Origin of the sequence: Microcoleus sp. FACHB-68 (assembly GCF_014695715.1) — a bacterium.
GTDB lineage: Bacteria > Cyanobacteriota > Cyanobacteriia > Cyanobacteriales > Oscillatoriaceae > FACHB-68.
Window position 1 is genome coordinate 196,963 of record NZ_JACJOT010000016.1, and the last position, 23,033, is coordinate 219,995.

General features: G+C 46.1%; 21 protein-coding genes. 14 read left to right on the plus strand and 7 right to left on the minus strand.

Annotated elements, in window-relative coordinates; all coding sequences use genetic code 11:
* Nucleotides 1-62 precede the first annotated feature (62 nt).
* Nucleotides 63-2,135 carry a prolyl oligopeptidase family serine peptidase gene (locus H6F73_RS22250; protein ID WP_190760948.1) on the plus strand — a complete coding sequence of 691 codons (2,073 nt, stop codon included), beginning with the start codon at nt 63-65 and terminating at the stop codon, nt 2,133-2,135.
* A gap of 37 nt (nt 2,136-2,172) precedes the next feature.
* Here H6F73_RS22250 and H6F73_RS22255 read toward each other — a convergent pair whose 3' ends face one another.
* The gene (locus tag H6F73_RS22255; RefSeq protein WP_190760949.1) at nt 2,173-2,655 is read right to left on the minus strand and encodes a hypothetical protein; all 483 of its coding nucleotides are present in this window, start codon (nt 2,653-2,655) and stop codon (nt 2,173-2,175) included.
* Nucleotides 2,656-2,931: 276 nt separating this feature from the next.
* Between H6F73_RS22255 and H6F73_RS22260 the strand changes: the two genes are divergently transcribed.
* Nucleotides 2,932-3,288, plus strand: a complete 357-nt coding sequence (locus tag H6F73_RS22260; RefSeq protein WP_190760950.1) for an FHA domain-containing protein — start codon at nt 2,932-2,934, stop codon at nt 3,286-3,288.
* On the opposite strand, the gene H6F73_RS22265 is transcribed toward H6F73_RS22260, so the two are convergent.
* Both H6F73_RS22265 and psbQ read right to left on the minus strand, forming a co-directional pair.
* Nucleotides 3,285-4,406, minus strand: a complete 1,122-nt coding sequence (locus tag H6F73_RS22265) for an FAD-dependent oxidoreductase (RefSeq protein ID WP_190760951.1) — start codon at nt 4,404-4,406, stop codon at nt 3,285-3,287. The two genes, H6F73_RS22260 and H6F73_RS22265, sit on opposite strands and share 4 nt — an antisense overlap.
* A gap of 189 nt (nt 4,407-4,595) precedes the next feature.
* Complete coding sequence (psbQ, locus tag H6F73_RS22270; protein WP_190760952.1) at nt 4,596-5,045, minus strand: photosystem II protein PsbQ; 450 nt, start codon at nt 5,043-5,045, stop codon at nt 4,596-4,598.
* Between the two features lie 355 nt (nt 5,046-5,400).
* Between psbQ and H6F73_RS22275 the strand changes: the two genes are divergently transcribed.
* On the plus strand, nt 5,401-5,625 hold the full coding sequence (locus H6F73_RS22275) for a hypothetical protein (RefSeq protein WP_190760953.1): 225 nt from the start codon (nt 5,401-5,403) through the stop codon (nt 5,623-5,625).
* Nucleotides 5,626-5,779: 154 nt separating this feature from the next.
* Here the strand turns inward: H6F73_RS22275 and H6F73_RS22280 are convergent, their stop codons facing one another.
* Nucleotides 5,780-6,955, minus strand: a complete 1,176-nt coding sequence (locus H6F73_RS22280) for a histidine kinase (protein WP_190760954.1) — start codon at nt 6,953-6,955, stop codon at nt 5,780-5,782.
* Between the two features lie 272 nt (nt 6,956-7,227).
* On the opposite strand from H6F73_RS22280, the gene H6F73_RS22285 reads away from it, so the two are divergent.
* Both H6F73_RS22285 and H6F73_RS22290 read left to right on the plus strand, forming a co-directional pair.
* A complete protein-coding gene (locus H6F73_RS22285) occupies nt 7,228-8,850 on the plus strand; it encodes a DUF2079 domain-containing protein (RefSeq protein WP_190760955.1) in 1,623 nt (540 codons plus the stop codon).
* Between the two features lie 203 nt (nt 8,851-9,053).
* Complete coding sequence (locus H6F73_RS22290) at nt 9,054-10,241, plus strand: glycosyltransferase family 4 protein (protein WP_190760956.1); 1,188 nt, start codon at nt 9,054-9,056, stop codon at nt 10,239-10,241.
* Nucleotides 10,242-10,448: 207 nt separating this feature from the next.
* Here the strand turns inward: H6F73_RS22290 and H6F73_RS22295 are convergent, their stop codons facing one another.
* Entirely contained in the window at nt 10,449-11,444 is a 996-nt protein-coding gene (locus H6F73_RS22295) for an endonuclease/exonuclease/phosphatase family protein (protein WP_190760957.1), read from the minus strand.
* A gap of 420 nt (nt 11,445-11,864) precedes the next feature.
* Here H6F73_RS22295 and coaD point away from each other — a divergent pair, with 420 nt between their 5' ends.
* On the plus strand, nt 11,865-12,416 hold the full coding sequence (gene coaD, locus H6F73_RS22300) for a pantetheine-phosphate adenylyltransferase (protein ID WP_347239601.1): 552 nt from the start codon (nt 11,865-11,867) through the stop codon (nt 12,414-12,416).
* A complete protein-coding gene (locus H6F73_RS22305; RefSeq protein ID WP_242072602.1) occupies nt 12,326-13,030 on the plus strand; it encodes a hypothetical protein in 705 nt (234 codons plus the stop codon). The genes coaD and H6F73_RS22305 overlap by 91 nt, the downstream gene beginning before the upstream one ends.
* Nucleotides 13,031-13,104: 74 nt before the next feature.
* Here the strand turns inward: H6F73_RS22305 and H6F73_RS22310 are convergent, their stop codons facing one another.
* On the minus strand, nt 13,105-13,677 hold the full coding sequence (locus H6F73_RS22310) for a GNAT family N-acetyltransferase (protein ID WP_190760959.1): 573 nt from the start codon (nt 13,675-13,677) through the stop codon (nt 13,105-13,107).
* A gap of 681 nt (nt 13,678-14,358) precedes the next feature.
* Here H6F73_RS22310 and H6F73_RS22315 point away from each other — a divergent pair.
* From H6F73_RS22315 to H6F73_RS22325, 3 genes are all read left to right on the plus strand, one after another.
* Nucleotides 14,359-15,084, plus strand: coding sequence for a hypothetical protein (locus H6F73_RS22315; RefSeq protein ID WP_190760960.1), 726 nt, complete (start codon nt 14,359-14,361; stop codon nt 15,082-15,084).
* Between the two features lie 90 nt (nt 15,085-15,174).
* On the plus strand, nt 15,175-16,077 hold the full coding sequence (locus H6F73_RS22320) for an alpha/beta hydrolase (RefSeq protein ID WP_190760961.1): 903 nt from the start codon (nt 15,175-15,177) through the stop codon (nt 16,075-16,077).
* Between the two features lie 230 nt (nt 16,078-16,307).
* Entirely contained in the window at nt 16,308-16,664 is a 357-nt protein-coding gene (locus tag H6F73_RS22325) for a hypothetical protein (RefSeq protein WP_190760962.1), read from the plus strand.
* Nucleotides 16,665-16,782: 118 nt separating this feature from the next.
* Here H6F73_RS22325 and tsaD read toward each other — a convergent pair whose 3' ends face one another.
* Nucleotides 16,783-17,829 carry a tRNA (adenosine(37)-N6)-threonylcarbamoyltransferase complex transferase subunit TsaD gene (tsaD, locus tag H6F73_RS22330; RefSeq protein WP_190760963.1) on the minus strand — a complete coding sequence of 349 codons (1,047 nt, stop codon included), beginning with the start codon at nt 17,827-17,829 and terminating at the stop codon, nt 16,783-16,785.
* Between the two features lie 168 nt (nt 17,830-17,997).
* Here tsaD and H6F73_RS22335 point away from each other — a divergent pair, with 168 nt between their 5' ends.
* The 4 genes from H6F73_RS22335 (at nt 17,998) to H6F73_RS22350 (ending at nt 22,927) form a co-directional block, all read left to right on the plus strand.
* Nucleotides 17,998-18,501 (plus strand): Photosystem I reaction center subunit III, encoded by a 504-nt coding sequence (locus tag H6F73_RS22335; RefSeq protein WP_190760964.1) that lies wholly within the window; start codon nt 17,998-18,000, stop codon nt 18,499-18,501.
* Between the two features lie 42 nt (nt 18,502-18,543).
* Nucleotides 18,544-18,672, plus strand: coding sequence for a photosystem I reaction center subunit IX (locus H6F73_RS22340; RefSeq protein ID WP_190669853.1), 129 nt, complete (start codon nt 18,544-18,546; stop codon nt 18,670-18,672).
* A 310-nt stretch (nt 18,673-18,982) separates the two neighbouring features.
* A complete protein-coding gene (locus H6F73_RS22345; protein WP_347239598.1) occupies nt 18,983-19,456 on the plus strand; it encodes a photosystem I reaction center subunit XI in 474 nt (157 codons plus the stop codon).
* Nucleotides 19,457-19,612: 156 nt separating this feature from the next.
* Nucleotides 19,613-22,927, plus strand: coding sequence for an SBBP repeat-containing protein (locus H6F73_RS22350; RefSeq protein WP_190760965.1), 3,315 nt, complete (start codon nt 19,613-19,615; stop codon nt 22,925-22,927).
* The last annotated feature ends 106 nt before the right edge of the window (nt 22,928-23,033 follow it).

The following is a 23,033-nucleotide window of genomic DNA, read 5'->3' on the forward strand; positions in this document are numbered from 1 at the left end:
CATCATCAATTGCCATGTCTTTCTAACGCTAAACTGGACAGTGTTGATTAAAATTCCTCACCATGTCAGATTCCAATCAAGCTCTAGAATATCCAAAAACCCGCAAAGCCGATCAAATTGATGATTATCACGGAACGCCGGTTGCCGACTTTTACAGATGGCTAGAAGATCCCGATTCAGAAGAAACAAAAACTTGGGTTGATGCACAAAATCAAGTTACATTTGGCTACCTTGAGCAAATTCCCGCACGAGAAAAAATCAAACAACGCCTTACCCAACTTTGGGATTACGAAAAATACAGCATTCCTTTCAAAAAAAACAATCGATATTTTTATTTTAAAAATGATGGATTGCAAAACCAAAGTGTGCTGTACACTTTAACATCTCTTGATGGCGAACCGAGATTATTGTTAGATCCGAATAAACTTTCTGAAGATGGCACCGTTGCGCTTTCGGGTTTATCTATCAGTGAAGATGGGCAATTTTTAGCGTATGGTTTATCTTCTTCTGGATCGGATTGGCAAGAGTGGAAAGTGCGGGAGATTGAAACCGGCAACGATCTTTCCGATCATTTGAAATGGATTAAATTCTCTGGCGCTTCTTGGACTCATGATGCTCAAGGCTTTTTTTACAGCCGGTATGATGAGCCGAACGAAAAGACCCAATTAGAAGATGTCAATTATTACCAAAAACTATTCTATCACCGGCTCGGCACTTCTCAAACTGAAGACGTGTTAATTTATGAGCGTCCCGACGAAAAAGAATGGGGGTTTGCCGGCGGTGTTACCGAAGATGGCAAATATCTAGTCATTTCTGTTTGGCGGGGAACAGATCCCAAAAATCTGGTTTTCTACAAAGATTTAACCAATCCAGATGCTCAAATCATCGAACTGATCAGCGAGTTTGAAGCCAGTTATAACATGATGGATAACGATGGCTCACTTTTCTGGTTTCGCACAGATTTAGATGCGTCTCGTGGACGAGTAATTGCCATTGATATCAACAAGCCGGCGAAGGAAAACTGGCAAGAAATTATTCCTCAATCTGATGATGTTCTGGAAGGGGTTGGTTTGCTTAATAATCAGTTTGTCGCTGATTATTTAAAAGACGCCCAAACTGTCGTTAAAATCTTTAACTTAGACGGCGCGTTTGTGCGCGAAGTTGAATTACCCGGAATTGGTTCAGCCGGCGGCTTTGACGGCAAGCGCTACGACACAGAAACCTTCTATAGCTTCACTAGCTTCACAACGCCGGCAACGATTTACCGTTACGACATGATCAGCGGGAAAAGTACCCTTTTCCGTCAGCCAAACGTTGATTTCAATCCCGATGATTACGAAACCAAACAGGTTTTCTATAGCAGCAAAGATGGCACCCAAGTGCCGATGTTTATTACCCACAGAAAGGGAATAAAACTAGACGGGAATAATCCCACCTATCTCTATGGCTACGGTGGCTTTAATATATCGCTGACACCTAGCTTTTCAGTCGGACAAGTGGTGTGGTTAGAACTCGGCGGAGTTTTGGCAATTCCTAATCTGCGCGGCGGCGGGGAATATGGCGAAGATTGGCATCAAGCCGGCATGAAATTAAACAAACAAAATGTTTTCGATGATTTCATTACGGCAGCAGAATGGCTGATTGATAACAAGTACACTCGCCCAGAAAAACTTGCAATTGGTGGCGGCAGTAATGGGGGATTATTAGTGGGTGCTTGCATGACTCAGCGCCCCGATTTATTTGGTGCTGCATTGCCGGCAGTCGGGGTGATGGATATGCTCCGCTTCCATAAATTTACCATCGGTTGGGCTTGGTGTTCTGAATATGGTTCCCCAGAAAACCCGGAAGAATTTCAAGTGCTGCATCAATATTCACCGCTCCACAATCTTAAGCCTGAAACGGCTTACCCAGCAACCCTAATTATTACAGCAGATCATGATGATCGCGTCGTACCGGCACACAGTTTCAAGTTTGCCGCTGCCTTACAAGAAGCGCATCAAAGCGAAAAGCCGGTGTTAATTCGCATTGAAACCAAAGCTGGACACGGTGCCGGTAAACCCACTGCTAAAATTATTGAAGAACTTGCCGACAAGTGGGCTTTTTTAGTGCGAACACTCGATATCGCTGTTAACTAATTTTCTTTAGTAAGGCAGGAATTCTCCAACTTACTTGCTAAACATTGGCTGACAGAAAAGGTAAAGTTTCTGCGATTGAATCTTTGACTGTCAGCCCTTGTTCTTTTGCCCAAAACTCACTTAAAAAGTGAATTTGTCGTAATCCAACAATTAAATTTAATCCAGGGATAAACATCCACCAAACGACAAGCGGTTCTTTCATTCCTGCTTGCCGATACAGTTGATTCACTGTGTTATAAAGCTTAAATTGCACAATATAAATCCAGACTATTCCCAGTAAAGAAAACCATCCGAACCATCCCGGAACATCAGGATCAAAAATTCGCAGCAATTGAGGAACTGTAACACCTAATACAAACGGCAATAAACATTTTGTACCAGACCAACCGTAACCGTTATACCGGCGCAACTCTTCTTGAATAATCCACTTGTACCAGCCATAGTACAGCAGCAGGCTAAATCCAGAGAGGAAAACAACTCGCCATAGGGGACGCGGTTTACCGAAAGGCTTGGCAGACATACTCATAAGATGAGGAAATAACTATTTCTTGAAGGTATTAACATTTCGTAATATACAACAAAGGTTTGCAGATGTAGCTACGACTCCCATCAATTTTTCAGTATTTCCCCAAAAAATATAGAAAGTATGGAATTTAAATATCCGCATTTCTACGGAAAAAAATCGAAAATATTTAACAGCTATTGATACTAAAATTAACAAATTTTGCGAAACATTTGATTTGATAATTTCGTCGCCACTTGATGAGTATACTCACTTAATTATCCGGGGTGGATCGTGATTACTCTGATCTTGGTGCATCGAATTCCTAATCTACCGACTCAAAGTTGGACTTTTGAAGACGAATCAGTGATTCGTATCGGGCGATCGTCTGATAATCATGTGATTATTCATAGCGCTGTGGTTTCCCGCTACCACGTTGAATTGCAGCGCAGAGGTTGCAAATGGAAGATTCTAAATTTAGGCGGGAATGGAACTTATTCGGATGAAAATCTTATCACCCAAGCGCCGGTTGTGGATGGAATGCTTTTGCGCTTGGCGCGTTCTGGCCCTCAGCTACAAATAAAAGTGGGGGCAAATGTATTTAAAAATACGCCAAAAATCTTGCCCGCAAAGGAGGTATTGGCCGGCTAGGCAGGGTTGGGGGCAATCAGTTGACAGATAGCTTGTGCAGTTGCCGGCGCGAGTAAAATACCGTTGCGATAGTGGCCGGTGGCGAGTAAAACATTAGAATAGCCGGTTAAATGACCGATCACCGGCGCGGGGCGTCCTTCTGGGCGTGGGCGCAAACCCGACCACTTTCTAATCACAGCAGCCTCGGCTAAAGCTGGGCAAAGTGCGATCGCTTGCTGCAAAACTGCCTCAAGCTGTGTGGCATCGGCCACCGGCTCATTTCCATTTTCGCTAAACTCAACCGTCGCCCCCACCCAATAATCTCCCGCAGCTTGCGATCCTGCGCCACAAGGCACGATATGCACATCATCGCCGGTGATCACCGGCTGCAAATCCCTACGCCCTAGAGGATGCCGTAAGCGCAGGTGCAAGGCTTGCCCCAGCACAGGTTTAATCTCAACCGGCTGCTTTAATGCTGAACTTAGCTGGGTGGAACCCAAACCAGCAGCCAGCACAACCCAGTCCACCGGCATCGATCCGGCTGTTGTGTAAATGTGCCGGCAAACCTGCTGAGCATCAGGGTTTGTGGCCCGATTAAATTCTTCTGCCGCTACGCCAAACTTAAATATCACACCATTGCGCCTCGCAGCGTCAACCAAAGCTTGCGTTAGCGCCACCGGATCAACTTGCCGGTCTTGGGGTGAATAAATTGCGCCGGCTAGCTGCTGGCAACCAAGTTGAGGAAAGTTAGACTTAACCGCAGCTTTATCTAAAATTTTTAACGCCAAGCCTTGTGATCGGCGAATATCCGCCAATATTTGCCACTTAGCCATCTCCTCATCCGCAAAACATAGCATCAGAATGCCCTGCCGGTTGTAAGGAATTTGGCGACCCGTCAGCCTTTCTAACTCTGGAATTAACGTTTCATAGCGCTGCAGACTCGCAAGGCGCATTTGCCACGCCCTGCCCTTCACTTTCTGAGAAATCGCGCCCATTAAAACACCGAGGGCTGCGCCCGTAGCCGCCTCAGCCGGGGGTTGCCGGTCGAGTACCGTAATTTTTAACCCCTCAAGCCGGCTAAGTTCATAGGCGATCATCGCCCCAACGACACCGCACCCGATAACTGCAACATGACTCATTAATTTAATCTAGCAGGCGAGTGGAGGAGAGTGGGAGAGTGGCGGTTTACTTGTATCTATCTGCACTAAAGCGATCAAACTTTAAATGTGGAAGATTTGCTCTACAGTTGTGAGTTCATTTCACAAAGAAGTTTAGAGTTTAGATTTAAAAGCTCAATCTAAACTCCAAACTTTAAACTTTAAACTCGATCACACTTGGGGAATTGCCTGCAAGAAGGCGTTGAAATCCTTCATCGCTTCCCCAAAATTTTCCACAGCTACTTCATAGTTGCTCTCTTGAGCGGCTTTATCAAGCGCCTCTAGATGAACAAAAATGTCTTTAGCTGCTTGACGCGCTGCCGACTGTTCTTTGGGAAGGAGATTTTGGCTGAGGTAGGCCATGTCTTGACGCAGGCTGCCCAAAGGCCCATGAATAAACGTCTGCACATTTACCCAGTCGCGGTTTTTGAGCAGGCTTGGGAGTGCTCCCATACGGTCGCGCAAATCAGTGATTTTTGGGACGTATTTGTGAATTTGCTCAATTTGAGCCGTGGTGTAGGTGGGAGGCTTGGTTGCTGTCGGACTGCTACAGCTGACCACAAACACAGTCAGAATTGCCAGAATGCCGGCCAGGATTGAACGATAGCGTGCGGTAAACATTATTTGTGCGATTAACTACTGAATAGTCTTGCCAACAAAAATATATCAACATGGGGGGGCAGAAATCGGCGCTTCGTTGCCAAGGACCAATAATCTAATGACCCACACACACGGCTAAGGGTTACAGCGCCGGCTTCTCTGCTTAATGGCAACCTTAACTTAAGTCGTCCGCTTGCCCTGAAGGTTTTGATGGGTGTAGGTAGCAAATTGAGACTTTATATACTAGATTATTCTATATCTGTCAATGACTTTCGTCACCGGCACAGCAAAATCTTTTCACAAACATTCATGGAATACATCACCTACTACGCCCAAGCAATCAAGCATATTTAACGCATCGAGTTTGCGTAGAACGATGAAATCTCAGGGTTTGCTGGAAAGCACATATAGAATCAGCTTTAGTTCAGTTACGCTCGAAGAATTATTTGCTCGCAGCTTGAGTACAGGCAGTATCACTCGTAAAGATTGCTTTCTCCTGCAAGAAGCGATGTTCTGTAATTCGCTTAGTGAAGACCATCAAGCAATTATTACCCGGATACTCTACTGCGTGCGTCGGGGAACGCTGAAACTGATTGATTAAATTTTAACAAATTACAGCAAGGGGAAGAAAATTTTGAATTCGTAAATTTGAATTTAGGAATCTAAATCAAAATTCACGTCTTCAGAATTTTTCCCTTATTTTTAACTTGTAACTTCAAATCTATTAAACAGTTCAAATTCTTTAAAATTGATGTTTATTTCCGATAAACCGGCAGCGTGAAATGAAAACAACTGCCTTGATCGGGAGCGGAATCTACCCAAATTTGGCCGTGATGCGCCCGAATGATCCGCTGACATAAAGAAAGACCAATTCCATAGCCATCTTGATTTTCATCGCGTTTCAGGCGAAAATGATCTTCAAAAATGTGCTTTTGATTTTCCTTAGGAATTCCCAACCCATTATCACAAATACTCACCTGAACTTTTTGAGTTGTGCGGTGAAGCACAGAGACTTGAATAATGCCGCCTTCAAGCGTATATTTAATCGCATTATCCAAAAGATTAACGATTACTTGGCGTACCCGCTCTTGATCCGCATAAACATTGGGTAAATCGCTGGGAATATCTGTTTTCAAAATCTGGGATTTTTGGCTTAAGCGCTCTTGAAATTGTTCAATTGCATCTTCGCAGAGAGTTCCAAGATTGAGCGGTTTGGGGTGAATGTGTAATTGAGCGTTTGAACCGTTCGCCGCTTGCAAAAGATCGGTGATCATTCGGTTAATAAAACGCGTTTGAGTGCGGGCGTGTTTAATTAACTGAGCAGTTAAGGCCGGCGTTAAGCTAAAATTTCTTCCATTCTGTGGCGCATAGTTAGATTCTAAAGTTTCTAGCGCAATCGAAGCTGCCGTGAGGGGATTGCGAAGATCGTGCGCTAGCATCGCAATTAGCCGGTCTTTGAACTGTAGTTGATCGAGCAGTTCTTCCTTTTCTTGCTTCAAGCAAAAAATTTCGTCCGACAGCCGCATCATTTCCGCTGAATAAGTCACGGAACTGATGCAGGTTTCTGAAGTGGCCGGTTCGATTGACTCGGCTTTAGACTTTAAGTGAACCATGTAATCGGCAACAGAACGCTGCCACCGCGCCCAGCAATTCTCTAATTGGGCGACCAAATTCGTGCCGGCTAGCGTCTGCCTGGGTTCAGGATGGATTTTAATCAACGCCGGCGTGGCGATGAGTTTAAAGTGTTCGGCTAAATAGGGGTGTTCTCCCACATCGACGATCTGCAGCTCAAAGGGGTAATCTGTCTTGACTTCCTGCAGATAATGGCGAATTTGGCGGATATGGTGCCGGGAGTTCGGACGTTTATCTACAAACAGCAGTAGCTGTAAAGGTGCATCAGAGTTGGTAGGCTTTTCAGAAGATGCTAACATCCAATCCCTTTCGAGCGACGCTGGTAAAGAGGCTATACATTTTTCATTGGCTGGCTAATCGACCCTTGGCCAGGAAAATATCTTTCTTTTTTCTTTATATATCTAAATTAGCCTGTTTGGGTGTATAAATCATCATATTACGCATCTGTCTTGGGTATGGTCATTGCGTCAAAGTTATCGGCAACCCTTCACGGGGAGGTGAAACAGCAGGGATATCTTGAGCCGGTAAGTTTAACATGAGAGCCTTAACATTATGTCAAAGTGAGTGAGTGATGTTGTTGCGCTTGCATAAAGATCCCTGGCGGTTGGTGGTGAGTGTTGCGGTTGTGTTTTTTGTTCTCAGCCTAATCTTCACACTACACCGGCACTTTAGTTTCTACGCCTCCTATGACCAAGGCATTTTTAACCAGGTCTTTTGGAACGGCATTCATGGTCGTTTTTTTCAAAGTTCTCTCTCTTCTACCCTATCGACCAACGTCGTTCACGATGGCCAAGTTCCAGAGGTTTTTTACCACCGGCTAGGGCAGCATTTTACCCCAGCTTTGTTGCTGTGGCTGCCTCTATACGCCCTGTTTCCCTCTCCAGTCACCCTGATTGTATTGCAGGTAACATTAGTCACTTGTGCCGGCGGGGTGCTGTATTTACTCGCTAGAGAGTATCTAGAGCCGGCCTTAGCAGCACGGATCGCCGTCAGCTTTTATGCAGCCAATGCCATAATTGGCCCAACTTTATCAAACTTCCACGACCTTTGCCAGATCCCCCTGTTCGTCTTTGGGCTACTACTGGCGATGGAAAAACGCTGGTGGTGGCTATTTTGGCTTTTGGCAATTTTGATTTTAGCCGTTAGGGAAGATAGCGGAGTTATCTTATTTGGCGTCGGTTTTTATGCAATTGTCAGCAAGCGATTTCCCCGCGTTGGCTTAGCTTTATGCACCCTCAGCTTTGCCTATATGGTAATTCTCACGAATGCAATCATGCCCTTATTTTCCCAGGATATTTCTCGCCGGTTTATGATAGAACGGTTTGGTCAATATGTGGATAATGACAAAGCCACGACGCTAGATATTCTTTGGGCTATTATCAGTAAACCGTGGCGCTTGATTGCAGAATTATTCTCACCATTTTTTGGCACGATTAAATACTTGTTGGGTCAATGGTTGCCCTTGGCATTTGTGCCGGCACTTTCACCGGCTTCTTGGGCAATTGCCGGATTTCCCTTGTTGCAAATTTTCATGCAGCGCGGCGAGTCTGCCATCGCGATTAACATTCGCTATGCAATGGCAGTTGTGCCAGGGCTATTTTACGGCGCAATTCTCTGGTGGCACCACCATCCAGAATGGTTTAAAAAGCCCTCGTTTCGTCGGTTTTGGGCAATTTGTATCGGCCTTTCTCTGCTGTTTTGCTTAACTTCCAACCCGAATCGAACGTTTTCTTTCCTAATCCCAGATTCGATTCAGCCTTGGGTGTATGTGTCGCTGCCTAGGCAGTGGCATCATGTGGGTTACATTCGCTCATTTTTAAAACAAATTCCACCGGATGCCAGCGTTTCTGCCAGCACTTATATTGTGCCCCATCTGTCTAGCCGGCGAGAAATCCTTCGCTTCCCTGATTTACAGCTACGCAATGATGCTAGGGAAGTTGAGAAAGTAGACTATGCGATTGCTGACTTGTGGCAGTTACAGCAGTACCAAACCGCCTTTAAAAGTGACCGACAAAAATTGCAGGAAACGGTGCCGGTGATCGAGCAGGTCACAGGGAGCGGAGAATATGGCATTGTTGACTTTAAAGATGGGGTCATTTTTATGCAAAAGGGTGTTGCTTCAGAGCCGGCTGCTGTTGCAGCATGGCAAGTTTTTCGCAAAGAAATTGAACCGATCTTGCAGAAACCTGCCTAGGGGGATGGGGGAAAGTGGGAGAAACGCACCACTCCCCCTCATCTCTCATCGTTCATCTCTGCTTCCTCTAGCCTGTAACCTGTCATCCCCTCAAAAAAGTTTATGCGGAACGATTTTTTTTATGCCATTCTGGGGATATTAAGGTAATAAACATTCATCAGTTTATGTAAAGTTCTACAAATCCTTGATTGAGATTTAAAACGATGAAAATTCTTGTATTGAGTTGGGAATTTCCACCCAGACTTGTGGGGGGAATTGCTCGCCATGTAGCGGAGTTATATCCGGAACTGGTGAAGTTGGGACATGAGGTTCATTTGATCACCGTAGAGTTCGGTCACGCACCCATGTATGAGGTGGTGGATGGAATTCGGGTGCATCGGGTGCCGGTGGGCCACAATCACGACTTTTTCCAGTGGATTGGCAACATGAATATAAGCATGGGCCATCATGGGGGCAAGTTGATGTTAGAAGAAGGCCCGTTTGATTTAATCCATGCCCATGATTGGCTGGTGGGAGATGCAGCAATTGCCCTGAAGCACAATTTTAAGGTGCCGCTGATTGCCACGATCCACGCCACAGAATATGGCCGGTATAACGGCATCTACAACGACGAACACCGCTATATTAGCGGCAAAGAAAAAGACTTGGTTTATAATTCGTGGCGCGTCATTGTCTGTAGCAACTATATGCGGCGAGAGGTGGCATGGGCTTTAAACAGTCCGTGGGACAAGGTGGATGTAATTTACAATGGCATCCGTCCAGAGAAGAAACCGCGCTTGCACCAGTTTGACGCTTGGAACTTCCGCCGGCGCTTTGCTGCTGATGATGAGAAAATCGTCTACTATGTGGGGCGGATGAGCTATGAAAAGGGTGTGTCTGTCCTGCTAAGTGCCGCGCCCAAAGTGATTTGGGAAATGGGGGGTCATGTTAAATTTGTAATTATTGGCGGTGGCCCGACTGACCATTTGAAGAAAGCCGCTTGGGATATTGGGATTTGGCATCATTGCTATTTCACCGGCTTTATGCCTGAAGACGATTTGCATAAATTCCAGGCAATTGCCAATTGTGCGGTTTTCCCAAGTCTGTACGAACCGTTTGGCATTGTGGCGTTAGAAAGTTTTGCGGCGCGGGTGCCGGTTGTCGTTTCAGATACCGGCGGTTTACCAGAGGTAGTACAGCACACCAAAACCGGCATCGTGACTTGGGTGAACAATTATAATTCTTTAGCCTGGGGCATTCTAGAGGTTTTGAAGAACCCAGGTTATGCCCAGTGGCTGGTTGATAATGCTTACGAGGATTTAGAACGCCGGTTTAATTGGCCAAAGCTGGCGTTACAGACTGAGGATGTCTACCGGCGGGTTGTTCAAGAGCGAGTGCAGGTGGCATGGTAAGCAAAGAATATCAATTTGTGGGGCCGGCTTCTAGCCGGTTCCTAAAAATGATAGGTAAAATGTTTAGCTTACAAAATTTATCGGCTGGTATTTTTGTTGCAGCACTCATCAATTTTCTGTTCTATCAAATAACATTTTATAAAAAACTTCTTAATATCTGCTGAGAGTTGCAAGAACACTGGACGATTTTTTCTCTAATACACAAAATCAGGTTTTTCTTGGGAGTGCCAGATCACAAATCAAAGGTAGATGATCTGAACCAATATTTTCAAGCGTTTTAGTCTCTCTAACCTTAATTTTTGAGCTAACTAAACAATGATCCAAAGGAATATAGAGTAGAGGCGATTGAGCCGGCCAAGTGGGTAAAATGCCAAAGCCGGCCCTTGTGTTATGAAGTCCGGATTTTTGGATAAACTGTTTATAATAGGGCGACCACATCGTTGCATTCAAATCTCCAACAACTAAGTGTGGATTTTTGAGCTGCTGGACATATTTACTAATTTCTTCGAGCTGTGTGTTTCGCCCGTTAAAATATTCTTGATTACTGGGAGGTAGTGGATGTGTGGAAACGATGGAAACGATTTGGTCGGAAATACTGACATTTGCCAGTAAACTCACCACATCTTCATCTGCAAAAAACTTATAAGCTGGATCGTTAAGGGCTGTTTTGCTGTATAGGGCGATACCAAAGTTATCTTCTCTGGGATAAACCAAAGAATAAGGCAAAATATCCTGAATCGCTTCTAGCTGTTTTGACCAAACTTCATTCACTTCTAAGAAAACTGCAATATCAGGTGAGTTTTTCTCAACGAGGGAGATAATTTTTGAGTATTGCCGGTTAGAAGTTAAGACATTTGCCAGCAAAACCTTCAGCGGAGTGCCGGCAGAAACAGTGGCATCTGTTGGCTGAGGAATATACCAAGGAACGATAACAGCAAGGTTTAGCGCGACGCAGAAGAGGCTAACAAGACTCAACCATTTGCGACGCGTTACCGAGAAAAAAATGAAGGCAATACACCCAACAACCAGGTATTGCAGTTTAAAATGGCTTGTGAGTTCTAAATATCTGTGGAAGCCGCCCAAATAACCTGTCAGAGAAAACAGCGTAGAAAAAACGGTTCCTATAATTATCCAGCGTAAAAGCGCGTTTTTAACTTGAGCCTGCCAGCCTTCAATTTTAAAAAAGTGCTGTAGAAACTGCATAAACTATGTTACTAGAGTGTTTTTTCCCGATAACCCGCCTTTATGCAGAGGCAAGAGCCGGCAATCCCGTTATAACACAGTAAATTTTATACTTTAAATTTTGGATTTTAGGTTTGCAGAACAATAGGAAGTATGATGTGGTCAGAGCATTTTCTAGCACTTAAGCGGCTAGAAAAACTTATGGATCAATCAGGGTGCCCACTATCTACAACTGACCAGCTTGCTTACCTGTGGGGGTAATGGCTTAACTGTTAAGCTGAAACACACACTCCGCCTGGGCCTCAGCGCAATCACGCAGCTATTTTTAGCTGAATGGTGTGCGATGACACAACAACCCTCAGCCCACAAAGCTATGGTTGGCGCTAGACAAAGTTTCGGAATACTGTAACATTAGCATTACAAACTTAGATGCCAACGCCCGTGATCGCAATCTATCCTGGTAGCTTCGATCCGATAACTCTGGGTCACCTCGACATCATCGAGCGAGGCTGTAGGCTCTTTGAGCTTGTGATCGTGGCGGTGGTACGCAATCCCAACAAAACCCCCCTATTTACTGCAAACGAGCGCATCAACCAGATTCGCGCTTCTACAGGACATTTGTCTAACCTTGAAGTGGATAGCTTTGAGGGACTAACGGTGCACTATGCCAAAATGCGACAAGCCCAAGTCTTGCTTCGGGGGTTGCGCGTCCTCTCAGACTTCGAGATGGAACTGCAAATGGCGCTCACCAACAAAACCCTCTCAGATGAAATTGAAACAGTTTTTCTAGCCACTTCCAAGGAGTACAGTTTTTTAAGTAGTAGTGTAGTGAAAGAGATCGCCAGGTTCGGTGGCTCTGTCGATCACCTTGTTCCTAAACACGTCGCCCTAGATATTTCCAGATGCTACGCCAGGACACATCCCGGATCAATACCGACCGCACAGAACTCAGCCCTCAGGATGAATCACTCCAGGGTGGATCAGGAGGGATAGATATCCAGCGCGAACTCAACCGGCTTGAGGAGATGATCCTCGACAGTCCGCGCATTCCGCTCACTAGACGTACGCTCATTGATGAAGAACAGGTGCTAGATCAGCTCGATCTCGTGCGCCTGAATCTTCCTGCGGCTTATCTCGAAGCCGAAGATGTTATCCGTCGCAAAGAGGAAATTCTGGCCCAAGCGGAACGGTACGCTCAGGAAATCCTTGCTGCAGCAGAGCAAGAAGCGACCCAGATTCTCGATGAAATGGGCCTAGTGCGGCAGGCCAAATTAGAAGCTGAGCAAATCCGGCTGCAAGTAGAGGAGGAGTGTGAGTTAGCTCAAGAACAAACGCTTGCTGAAATTGAACGGGCACGCCGGCAAGCTCAACAGGAAATAGAAGAAATGCGGAATCGCGCCATAGCGGAGTGCGAAGAAATTCACAATGGCGCAGACGACTACGCTGATCGCGTCCTGAGAAACATCGAGCAGCAGCTGGGTGAAATGATGCGAGTCATCCAAAATGGCCGGCAGCAACTGCAGCAAGAGTCCGCAGCGCCCCATGCAGTTCCAGCACCTCAGCAGCAGCGTCAGGTTCCCTCGCCGCGTCCTCCAGCTAGAAGCTAGGAACTAGGGACTAGGGACGGAGGATAGAAGGGACAGCACTAGCCACCCGATCCCATCCCCACTTCCTCTAGCCTCTAATCTGGATACCAAAACATTCCTTTGATGCCCTCAGGATCGGGCATAAAGCCAAGGTTTCGGTAAAAATCCACAACATGGGGGTCAGCGAAGAGGGTGATGTTGCTGATATCTTCACTGCGAAGTTTTTTAATCAGGTACTTCATCAGTGCCTTACCCATTCCCTTGCCTTGGTAATCTGGGTGAACTACCACATCCCAGAGTGTGGCGTTAAAGGCATGGTCTGAGGTGGCGCGGGCAAAGCCTATTAGACGGCGCTGGGTTCCTCGCTGCTCCCACATCGAAACGACGAGAAAACTGTGCTGAATGGCTTTTTTGACCTTGCGGAGCGGACGTCGAGACCAACCGACGGCATCGCAGAGTTCTTCAAGTTCGTAGAGGTCAAGATCCCGGTCGGTACTGAAATAAATCCGAACATTAGAACCGGCACGTTCGCGTAGCATCTCCGGAGAAGAATCGCGCAGCGTCTGGGTAAAAGAATCGCCGGCACCAAAAGGATATTCTTCACTTGGGCCTTTGTTAGGAGCCGAAGAGCCGTCAGAACCGCTAAACAAGTTTTTCCAAAAACCCATGCAGGCTTGGTAATGGTAGTACAAGTAAGTTAACGCGCCTAATCCCTATAAAAGGAAAAGGTTTCTCAGGGAGGAAGTGTACCACTTATGCGGATTTTACGCATCAAAGCGGTGTCACGAACCGTTAGCCGAGCATTTTGACAGTGACGCCAGAACTCGGTCTGCATCCGAACCGGCGTTCGGTCAGACCAAGGCCAAATCTTCGTTCATCTAGAGTCGGTTCGCCGCTGTGATTGCTGTGCGCCAGACAGTGGCCTTAAATCTGCACATGGGTGAGACGAAACATTTTGGGATAACCCCGCTGCAGCGCCCGCACCGTCGTGGATTTGCTGTTTCAAGTTTAACGTGTTTGCGGTTGATTGGACGAGCGCTCCAGAACCCAATCCCTCAAAGGTTTTCACCAATAATTGCTGGGTGCGGCAACTCGGAGTAACCTTCACGCCGTTAGCTTAAAGGCACACCCTGACAGGCGAGTGGAAAAACTGCGCTTAATACACCGAACTCTACTTTTGTGATCAAAAGTTCCCACACCCCTCAATTCAAGAATACGATGAGAAAGCCAGTGCATCATTTTTTCTGGAAAGTTGAGACCGATTAACCAGAACAGAGAGTTCTATAGTAGATGCACTGGGATTTGTATTCTCTAGTGCATTTGATCGGGCAAGCGAGTTTTTCCCAATTATGGCTGCGGGTTTGAAATCATCCACACTAGAACTTCTGAAGCGCTTTAACCGGGCGTTTCCTCAGTTCTACGAGCAATTTGTCAGCAGTGAAATCCAACTGCAAAACCTCAAGCTCGCCTACCAGCTCTACAAAACCAAGCAAGCTGTGATTGAGCTGAGACCTGAAGGTAACAAAAGTGCGCTGCATTTTGCCTACCGGAACCAGTCATTTTTACTGAGTGATATTTTTGGCGTTTTGGCTGCCTACGGACTAACGATCCACAGCCTGAGTTTGTATGGCCAAATTTATCCGCCGATGTTGGTTTTTATCAAGCTGGTAGTGTCGCGGGGAGGCAAAGCACTCACGGATAAGACTTCAGAAAACGTTTGTAGAGCCGTGCGAGAGGCGCTAGCCGGCCATTTTGAAGTTGAAGAGATGCTGGCAGTAGAATTCAACTTGGATGCCGGTTTAGAAGACGTAGAGACTGAATTTTATGTTGACCCTGTCTTCCACCTGCCGGCTTTGTTAATTGAGGCTGATAACCAACCTGGATTGTTTTACAAGGTGATGTACGCGATTTGGCAAGAGGATCTGTTGGTTGTCAATGCGAACTTGCTGGTTTGGCGAGGGCGTACTCGGTTGATTCTTTACCTTTTAGGCCCAAATGAAAGCTTGATTCCAGATTATCTCGGCCACAAAATTGCTGAAAGTGTGCGGCAGAGATTGCTTGGCCGGCGATTTTGATGCCAGCTGTTATTGCTGATTCCTGCCTTCCTGTAAGCTCGTCTTCTAATTGCCGATCTTTCCCGCAGAACTTCGGGATAGGATAAAAATATGGCAACTATCGATATCCAGGGAGTTCGGCACGCTTACGATTTAACCGTTCCCACTCCATCTACTCCTGTGCTCGTCTTCATCCACGGCTGGCTGCTTAGTCGAGGCTACTGGCAACCCCTAATTGAAAGGTTGGCACCGGCTTATCAGTGCCTTGCTTACGATCTGCGGGGGTTCGGTGATTCTCAACTGTGCCAAAATTCCCAGCAAAGCGATGGCAAAACCTTAGCGTTAGCCGGTTCTGAGAGCGCCAGTGTCGCAGTTTCCCGTTATACCCCAGCCGCCTACGCTCAAGATTTGGCCATTTTGCTGCAACATCTGAATATTTCTAACGCTTGGGTAATCGGTCATTCCCTTGGCGGCAGCATTGGCTTGTGGGCGGCTTCCCAGATGCCTGAGTGCGTTAAAGGTGCGATTTGCATCAATGCCGGCGGTGGTATTTATCTCAAAGAAGAATTTGAACGCTTTCGCTCTGCCGGCCAGCAAATGTTGAAACTACGCCCGCGCTGGCTTTCTTATCTACCTTTCATTGATTTGTTGTTTGCACGGGCGCAGGTGGCACGTCCCATCGCTCGCGTTTGGTGCCGGCAACGGTTAATAGATTTTGTCATGGCCCACCCAGAGGCGGCTTTAGCAAGCTTACTCGATTCCACCACTGAAGCTGAGGTCAACAAATTACCCCAAGTCGTGTCACAAATCGAGCAGCCGGTTTACTTCATTGCCGGTGCACGGGACTCGATTATGGCACCTAAATATGTGCGTCATTTGGCCAGCTTTCACTCACTGTTTCAAGTCGATGGTGACAATGTAATTGAAATTCCTGACTGCGGACACCTGGCAATGCTTGAGCAGCCAGATGCAGTTGCCGGTGCCATCCGCAGCCTACTTGACCGCCACGCTTAATAAATTCCAGCATTTAGACATCTGTCTTAAGATAGATGCCTTAAAATTTAATAATTTATTAAGATTGTATAAGTTTCTTTAAGAATTTATAACAATCTTAGCTGTAAGTGTTGCAGCACTTTATTTTTTTAGTCCAATATCTTTTATTTCATAAGACGATTTATCACTCAGTCTTTAAAGAAACCCCTGAATTAAGCAAGGCTAAGGTTAACCTAATGTTGACAAGAAATATGAGCGATTCCAGCCAAAATCTTCAACTTTCATTAGAGTTTTCTGATGAACAGTTGCTCGCTCTTTGTGAGGCCGCCGATGTAATAGCCTGCGAGTGCCCCAGCTATTTAGTTCGTCTATTACACGAAGTTAGAGAATTTCGCCGTTACACCAGCGAATGTATCGAACGCTTTCCCGAAGATACCGAAACGCATAACTGGCTCAGCAATCGGGCATCTCAGGTAGAAATGCTTTTAAGTATTACGATTTTGGAGTTTTTAGAAAAAGAAAATCTCCTAGATAATCACAATCAACTGAATCTTGATCGGCTCTCGGAACGCAGTCGGAAACTTGCCCTGAGCAAAGTCCTTTATTAATCTTTTGCAGTAGGCAGTTTAGTTTTTTTACTTAATTAAAAAAAGCCGAGTTTAACTTTGTTGATTTTCAAAGCAAACTTCGGCTTCTATGTGTAAGGACTCCTAAGCGTGAGGGATCTCAAGTTTGATAAAGCTGCATCACGTCTGAAAGCGTCAGTCGAGACTGCACACCCAGGCTTAACGGGGAAGTGTGACCCCGATTTAGATGCTCAGATGCGGCACAGCCAATCATGGCAGCGTTATCGGTGCAAAACTTGAGGGGAGGAAACAGTACCCGTAAATTGTGTTCGCCGGCAGCCATTTGTAAATGCTTTCGCAGTCCACTGTTTGCCGCCACACCCCCACCCACGGCAATCGTGTTCAGTCCGTTGCTAATCGCACAGGCAATTGCTCTTTTTGTCAAGCTCTTAGCGACAGATTGCTGAAAGCTTGCGGCGATATCACTCACCGGCAACTCGTCTGGTTTCTCCTGTTGCAGCTTTTGTACCAGGCGCAGTACCGCTGTTTTCAAGCCACTAAAACTTGAATCATAGGGATGATAGCCGCCGGATGGTAAAGAAATATTACCCTCCGGTAGCGGAAACGTTTGAGGGTTGCCTTGTGCGGCTAGCCGGTCAATGGCAGGACCCCCTGGATAGCCTAATTGCAACAACCGCGCCACTTTATCAAACGCTTCGCCGGCAGCATCATCACGCGTTTGTCCCAAGGTTTCATAATTGCCACAATCTTTCACATGAATCAAGCTCGTGTGGCCACCGGAAACGAGCAGACAGAGAAAGGGCGGCTCTAAAGAAGGTTCACTGAGATAGGAAGCGTAAATGTGTCCCTCTAGGTGATGAACGCCTAAAAAAGGCTTTTGGTGGACAATTGCCAGGGTTTTAGCGGCGCTTAACCCCACCAAAAGCGCCCCCACCAAGCCCGGAGCACAGGTGGCTGCGACCCCATCAATTTCTTGCCAGTTGAGGTTGGCTTCTTGAAAAGCTTCGGCGATCAGTTGATTGATTGCTTCTAGGTGTTGACGCGATGCCACCTCAGGCACAACGCCTCCATACTGCCGATGCGTGGCAATTTGAGAGGCAATAATACTGCTGCGAACTTGACGATTCTTAACAATCGCCACGGCTGTTTCGTCACAACTTGTTTCAATTGCTAAAACCGTTGCCATTGGCTGGTAATGTTTTGAAATGGATTGGCTACTTCTAGTAGCTTAGACTTTCCTGAGTTCACTCAGGAGAGTAAAATTGCATCCAACTGAGGGCAAACTGGCCTGTATTAAGTCGCGGGGCGGTTTGTCCAAAAAACTTTGTGTTTTGTAACAAAAGGAAACAATTCCATGCGACGATTGTTAGCTTTAATTCTGGCGATTGGTCTTTGGATCAGTGTTGCCCCAACTGCCTTTGCCGGTGAACCAAATGTGGCGGGGCTAGTGCCATGCAGCGAATCCCCTGCTTTTCAGCAACGGGCGCAAAATGCACGCAACACGACCAGCGACCCCCAGTCTGGACAAAAACGTTTTGAGCGTTACTCTCAAGCGTTATGCGGCCCAGAAGGGCTTCCTCACTTGATTCCGGATGGCCGCTGGAGTCATGCTGGAGACTTTATTATTCCGGGCATTCTCTTTCTCTACATTGCCGGCTGGATTGGTTGGGTGGGCCGCGCTTATCTCCAAGCGGTTCGCAAAACCGATAGCCCTGAAGAAAAAGAAATCATCATCGATGTTCCCACGGCAATTAAGTATATGCTAACCGGCTTTACCTGGCCGCTAGCAGCTATTAAAGAAGCCATCAGTGGTGAACTGTATGCCAAAGATAATGAAATCCCGGTATCACCCCGCTAGTCCCCTCTCAGTTGCTTAACTTTTTAAGGAGAATCAACCATCATGCAAGGTTTACCCAGATATCTTTCCTCCGCGCCGGTTCTCGCCACAATTTGGATTTCCCTTCAGGCTGCCGGCCTGATTGTGTTTAACTACTACTTCCCTGATCTGCTGTTCCATCCTCTTCCGTAGAAGGTTCGCGATCAGTTTGTAGGGGCGGGTTTTGTCGTTTAATATCGGGTTCGACGTTAAGTTGTCAGCCAAACCCGCCCGTACATCTGTTAGTGGCGACTGATAGCCGGTTTAAAACACAAATCTAGAAAACAAAACTCGTGGTCGTGTCGGGCAAGTGCGCCGCACAGAGCGCGAGTTTTATTATTACAGCAGAAAACAGATTTAGGTATAATTATTGTGTTTCTCTTTTCCCAGAGATGATGCTTATAAAAGCTGATTGATGGGGGAAAACATTGCAACTTTTTTTTATTTAAATATGAGCCAATCTGTGCAATCGAAAAGTGACCCTAGGGATCGTGAAGTTGTCTACCCTGCCGGCGATCCGCAAGTGGGAAATCTGGCAACGCCGATTAATGCTTCAACTTTAACGAAGGCTTTTATTAATAATTTGCCGGCTTATCGGAAGGGTTTGTTACCCCAGCGTCGTGGTTTAGAAATTGGGATGGCGCATGGATATTTTTTATTTGGCCCCTTTGCCTGGACAAATCCACTTCGTGGCACTCAAGCTGGGAATTTGTTGGGTTTAATGGAAGCCGCTAGCATTGTCGTGATTTTAACGTTTGCTTTGTCTTTATATGCGGCTGTGCTAAATGAAAACAAGCCGATTTCCACAATTACAACTCCCCATCCTCCAGAAGCTTTCAGCACACAAGAAGGTTGGAGTAATTTTGCAACAGGTTTTCTAGTGGGTGGAATAGGGGGCGCGATTTTCGCTTACTTGGTGTATCAAATTTTCGTGTAAATTGATATATCTTCACAAGCCCATAATTATTTCAAAAAACCGAGAAAAAACCACACGACTGGGGACTAGCCAAACCCCAGCGAGTCGAGTATAAAGGGGGAATTAATTATAGCTTGCCGCCTGGGCTAACTCAGTGGCAAAAAGGAAGAGATGGCAATGGATAATCTCGGCGTGCAAGCATTCAATGAGCCGGTGTCAGGGAATTTATCCACTACAGATCAGGGAAACAAAGATATATTATCAACCGGCTCAAATCCCAACACTCCCCCAGCCGGATTTGATAGTGATTATTACTTACGAGAAAATCTCGATGTAGCAGTAGCCGTTAACAGCGGAGTGTATGAAAATGGGTGGGAACATTGGCTATTGCATGGCAGAGAAGAAGGAAGACTGCCGGCAGCGAACAGCGAACACGATTTAATTAACGAAATCTCAGAAAATACCCCAACAGTCGCCCAATGGGAAAATAATGATGCGCTGACAAATGTTGGAATTGAAAAACAGCAAGACTGGGGAAAATTAGGGTTAAGTTTTATAGAAAATGCCGGCCAAGTGGATGCCGAAGTAAAATACCAAATAAAAGGTAGGGGTCACACCTTCTATTTCACCCCCAATGAAATCATCTTCACCGCACAATCACAGGGAGAAGGGGAAACAGAAAACACCTCCTCTGTAGTGCGAAGCAACTTAATCGGAGGCAATTTCAACCCCACCATTGAAACCCTGGGAAAATTGCCAGGAGTCGCTAACTTCCTGAATGGAGACGATCCGAATCAATGGAAAACCGACGTTTCCACCTATGAAGGCGTAGTGTACCGAAACGTATACGAAGGCATTGACCGGATTTATAAAGGAACAGAAGGGCATTTAAAAGGGGAATTTATCGTAGCAGCCGGCGCAGATGCGGGACAAATAAAGATTCAATACAAAGGAATGGAAGACCTGGAATTGCGCAAAGATGGAGCGCTAATAATCAAGACAGCAACCGGAGAATTAATCGACTCAGCGCCCTATGTTTATCAAGAAATAAACGGAGAAATCAAAGAAGTTGAGTCGGCTTATAAACTGTTAGGAGATGGCACAGTCGGGTTTAGTTTAGGTGCTTACGATTCAGCACATACCTTAGTGATTGATCCGGTGCTGATTTACCACAACAGAACATTCTATACTGGACTCCCCGGCACAGGCGATGGCATTGCGGTAGACAGTGTCGGCAATGTATACGTTACGGGCTATACAAGTTTCAATAGGTTCCCCACTACTGTTAATGCTTTCCAAACCACTGCTCCTGCACCCTCAAATGCCTTCGTTACCAAACTTGACGCCACCGGCACAACTTTAATCTACTCGACTTACTTGGGTGGCAATGGCAATAGAGATTATGGCAACGACATTGCAATTGATAGTGCCGGCAACGCCTACATCACAGGAACTACGAATTCCACCGACTTCCCCACAGTCAATCCCCTGCAACCTGCAAAGGCTAGCAGTTCTGAGCTGGCAGACAGCTTTGTTACCAAACTGAATGCTAGTGGCAATGCTTTGCTCTTCTCGACTTATTTGGGTGGCAGTGATGGTGCTACTGCCCAAAGCATAGCCCTAGATGGTGTTGGTAATATCTATGTGATGGGAAGTACCAGTTCTACCGACTTCCCCACAGTAAATCCCTTGCAAGGCCAGTTAGCGGGAGATTCGGATGGCTTTGTAAGCAAACTTAATCCTGATGGCACGGCTTTAGTTTACTCGACTTACCTCGGTGGGACTGGTGGTGATCAGTTCACAGACATGGTTCTAGACAACGCGGGTAATGTGTTTTTAGCTGGAAGCACCGGCTCTGTGGATTTTCCCACCACAAACCCCCTACAAGGTCAGAAGGCAGATGGTGCAGATGGCTTTGTGAGCAAACTCAATCCTAATGGCACAGCCTTAGTTTACTCGACTTACCTCGGCGCAAGCGGCTATGAGATAGTTAATGGCATCGCTGTAGATATTTCGGGCAATGCCTATCTAGTAGGAAGTACTGATTCTGACAACTTCCCCCTTAAAAACGCTTTCCTAGGCGAGAAGACAACTCCCTTAGACGGCTTTGTGAGTAAACTCAATCCTGATGGCACAGCTTTAGTTTACTCCTCTTACCTTTCCAGAAGTTTTAGCTCGGGAAATGGTTTTGGCACAACCTATGATCGATATCGCAATGGTCAGGCTATTGCGATAGATACTTCAGGCAATGCCTATGCGACAATCAATGAAACATTTAGATTTTCGGTTGGTTCAGGTAATATAACGGGGGACGGCCATTCTTCCTATCTTTTCAAGATTAATCCTCTGGGCACTAAGCATACCTTATCCGAAATCTATGCAGCTCAAAGTGCTGAGATCGCTGTTGACAGTGTGGGCAGTGTTTATATAGTAGGTAGCGAGTACGATACTGCGAATTTTTCCAGTCCTGTCGTTTCCAAATACTACACCGGCAATCCCCTATTCACCTTTGCCGAATTACTCGAACTAGAAAGCCAAGGAAAAGAACCAGCCACCCTGTACTTTGACGAAAAATATTATCTGGCGAATAACCCAGATGTGGCTGCCGATGTCGCAAAAGGTAACTATGCCGGTGGCGCTTTGGAACATTATCAAAAATACGGTCAAATAGAAAATCGGCAACCCAGCCTTCTGTTTGACCCCATACTCTATCTCGAACAAAACCCAGATGTAAAGGATGCAGTCCAGAAAGGCGTTTATAGCAGTGCCTGGGATCACTTCGCCCGCTATGGGCAATATGAAGAACGCGACGCGAGGCTGCTAATTTATGATGAAGCGTTCTATCTCGCCAATAATCCTGATGTCAAGCGGGATGTAGAAGCCGGAGTTTACCGCTACGGTTTTGAACACTTTATCCGTAATGGACAGTTTGAAAAGCGTGACCCCAGTGCTCTATTCAACACTCAATATTATTTGGCAACCAACCCCGATGTGGCAGAAGATGTGAGCCGAGGTGGGAGTGCCTTTAATCACTTTGTGCGTCATGGAATCTCGGAAAACCGGCCTAACTTGTTAGAGAAAAACCGCAACCCCAGCAATTTGTTTAACGCCAACCAGTATCTTAATCAAGATGAAGGTTTAGCGGCAGCAACGGCAACAGGTGAAGTAACAAGTGGGATTTTCCATTACTTAAAGTTTGGTCAATTTGAGGGACGTACGCCACGTCTAAAGCTATTTGATGAAAAGTTTTATTTAGACAGCAACGCGGATGTGGCGGCAGAAGTAAGTAAGGGAACTTATCGCAGTGGTTACGAACACTTTATCCGCTACGGACAAGCAGAAAAACGCCAGCCTAGTGAGCAATATGACGAGGCTTTTTATCTAGCAAATAACAAGGACGTGGCGGCAGATGTAGCGAAGGGTTTATACCGCAGTGGGTTTGAACATTTTGTGAACTACGGTTCGGCTGAAGGAAGGGCCGGCATCGGTTAAGGCAAACAAATAAACAATAAGCTAACTGATAGTTAGTACACTTCTTCATACCCGCCTGGAAATCCACCAGGCGGGACTAAAAGAGAATCAAAAAGCCCTGAGTGTT

Coding starts and splice junctions, on each gene's coding strand:
- H6F73_RS22325 (WP_190760962.1), top strand. CDS start 16,308: ATGAGCGATTCCAGCCAAAATCTTCAACTTTCATTAGAGTTTTCTGAT.
- H6F73_RS22255 (WP_190760949.1), bottom strand. CDS start 2,655: ATGTCTGCCAAGCCTTTCGGTAAACCGCGTCCCCTATGGCGAGTTGTT.
- H6F73_RS22290 (WP_190760956.1), top strand. CDS start 9,054: ATGAAAATTCTTGTATTGAGTTGGGAATTTCCACCCAGACTTGTGGGG.
- H6F73_RS22280 (WP_190760954.1), bottom strand. CDS start 6,955: ATGTTAGCATCTTCTGAAAAGCCTACCAACTCTGATGCACCTTTACAG.
- H6F73_RS22285 (WP_190760955.1), top strand. CDS start 7,228: ATGTTGTTGCGCTTGCATAAAGATCCCTGGCGGTTGGTGGTGAGTGTT.
- H6F73_RS22320 (WP_190760961.1), top strand. CDS start 15,175: ATGGCAACTATCGATATCCAGGGAGTTCGGCACGCTTACGATTTAACC.
- H6F73_RS22295 (WP_190760957.1), bottom strand. CDS start 11,444: ATGCAGTTTCTACAGCACTTTTTTAAAATTGAAGGCTGGCAGGCTCAA.
- H6F73_RS22350 (WP_190760965.1), top strand. CDS start 19,613: ATGGATAATCTCGGCGTGCAAGCATTCAATGAGCCGGTGTCAGGGAAT.
- psbQ (WP_190760952.1), bottom strand. CDS start 5,045: ATGTTTACCGCACGCTATCGTTCAATCCTGGCCGGCATTCTGGCAATT.
- H6F73_RS22340 (WP_190669853.1), top strand. CDS start 18,544: ATGCAAGGTTTACCCAGATATCTTTCCTCCGCGCCGGTTCTCGCCACA.
- H6F73_RS22315 (WP_190760960.1), top strand. CDS start 14,359: ATGGCTGCGGGTTTGAAATCATCCACACTAGAACTTCTGAAGCGCTTT.
- H6F73_RS22250 (WP_190760948.1), top strand. CDS start 63: ATGTCAGATTCCAATCAAGCTCTAGAATATCCAAAAACCCGCAAAGCC.
- tsaD (WP_190760963.1), bottom strand. CDS start 17,829: ATGGCAACGGTTTTAGCAATTGAAACAAGTTGTGACGAAACAGCCGTG.
- H6F73_RS22310 (WP_190760959.1), bottom strand. CDS start 13,677: ATGGGTTTTTGGAAAAACTTGTTTAGCGGTTCTGACGGCTCTTCGGCT.
- H6F73_RS22335 (WP_190760964.1), top strand. CDS start 17,998: ATGCGACGATTGTTAGCTTTAATTCTGGCGATTGGTCTTTGGATCAGT.
- H6F73_RS22275 (WP_190760953.1), top strand. CDS start 5,401: ATGAAATCTCAGGGTTTGCTGGAAAGCACATATAGAATCAGCTTTAGT.
- H6F73_RS22305 (WP_242072602.1), top strand. CDS start 12,326: ATGCTACGCCAGGACACATCCCGGATCAATACCGACCGCACAGAACTC.
- H6F73_RS22265 (WP_190760951.1), bottom strand. CDS start 4,406: ATGAGTCATGTTGCAGTTATCGGGTGCGGTGTCGTTGGGGCGATGATC.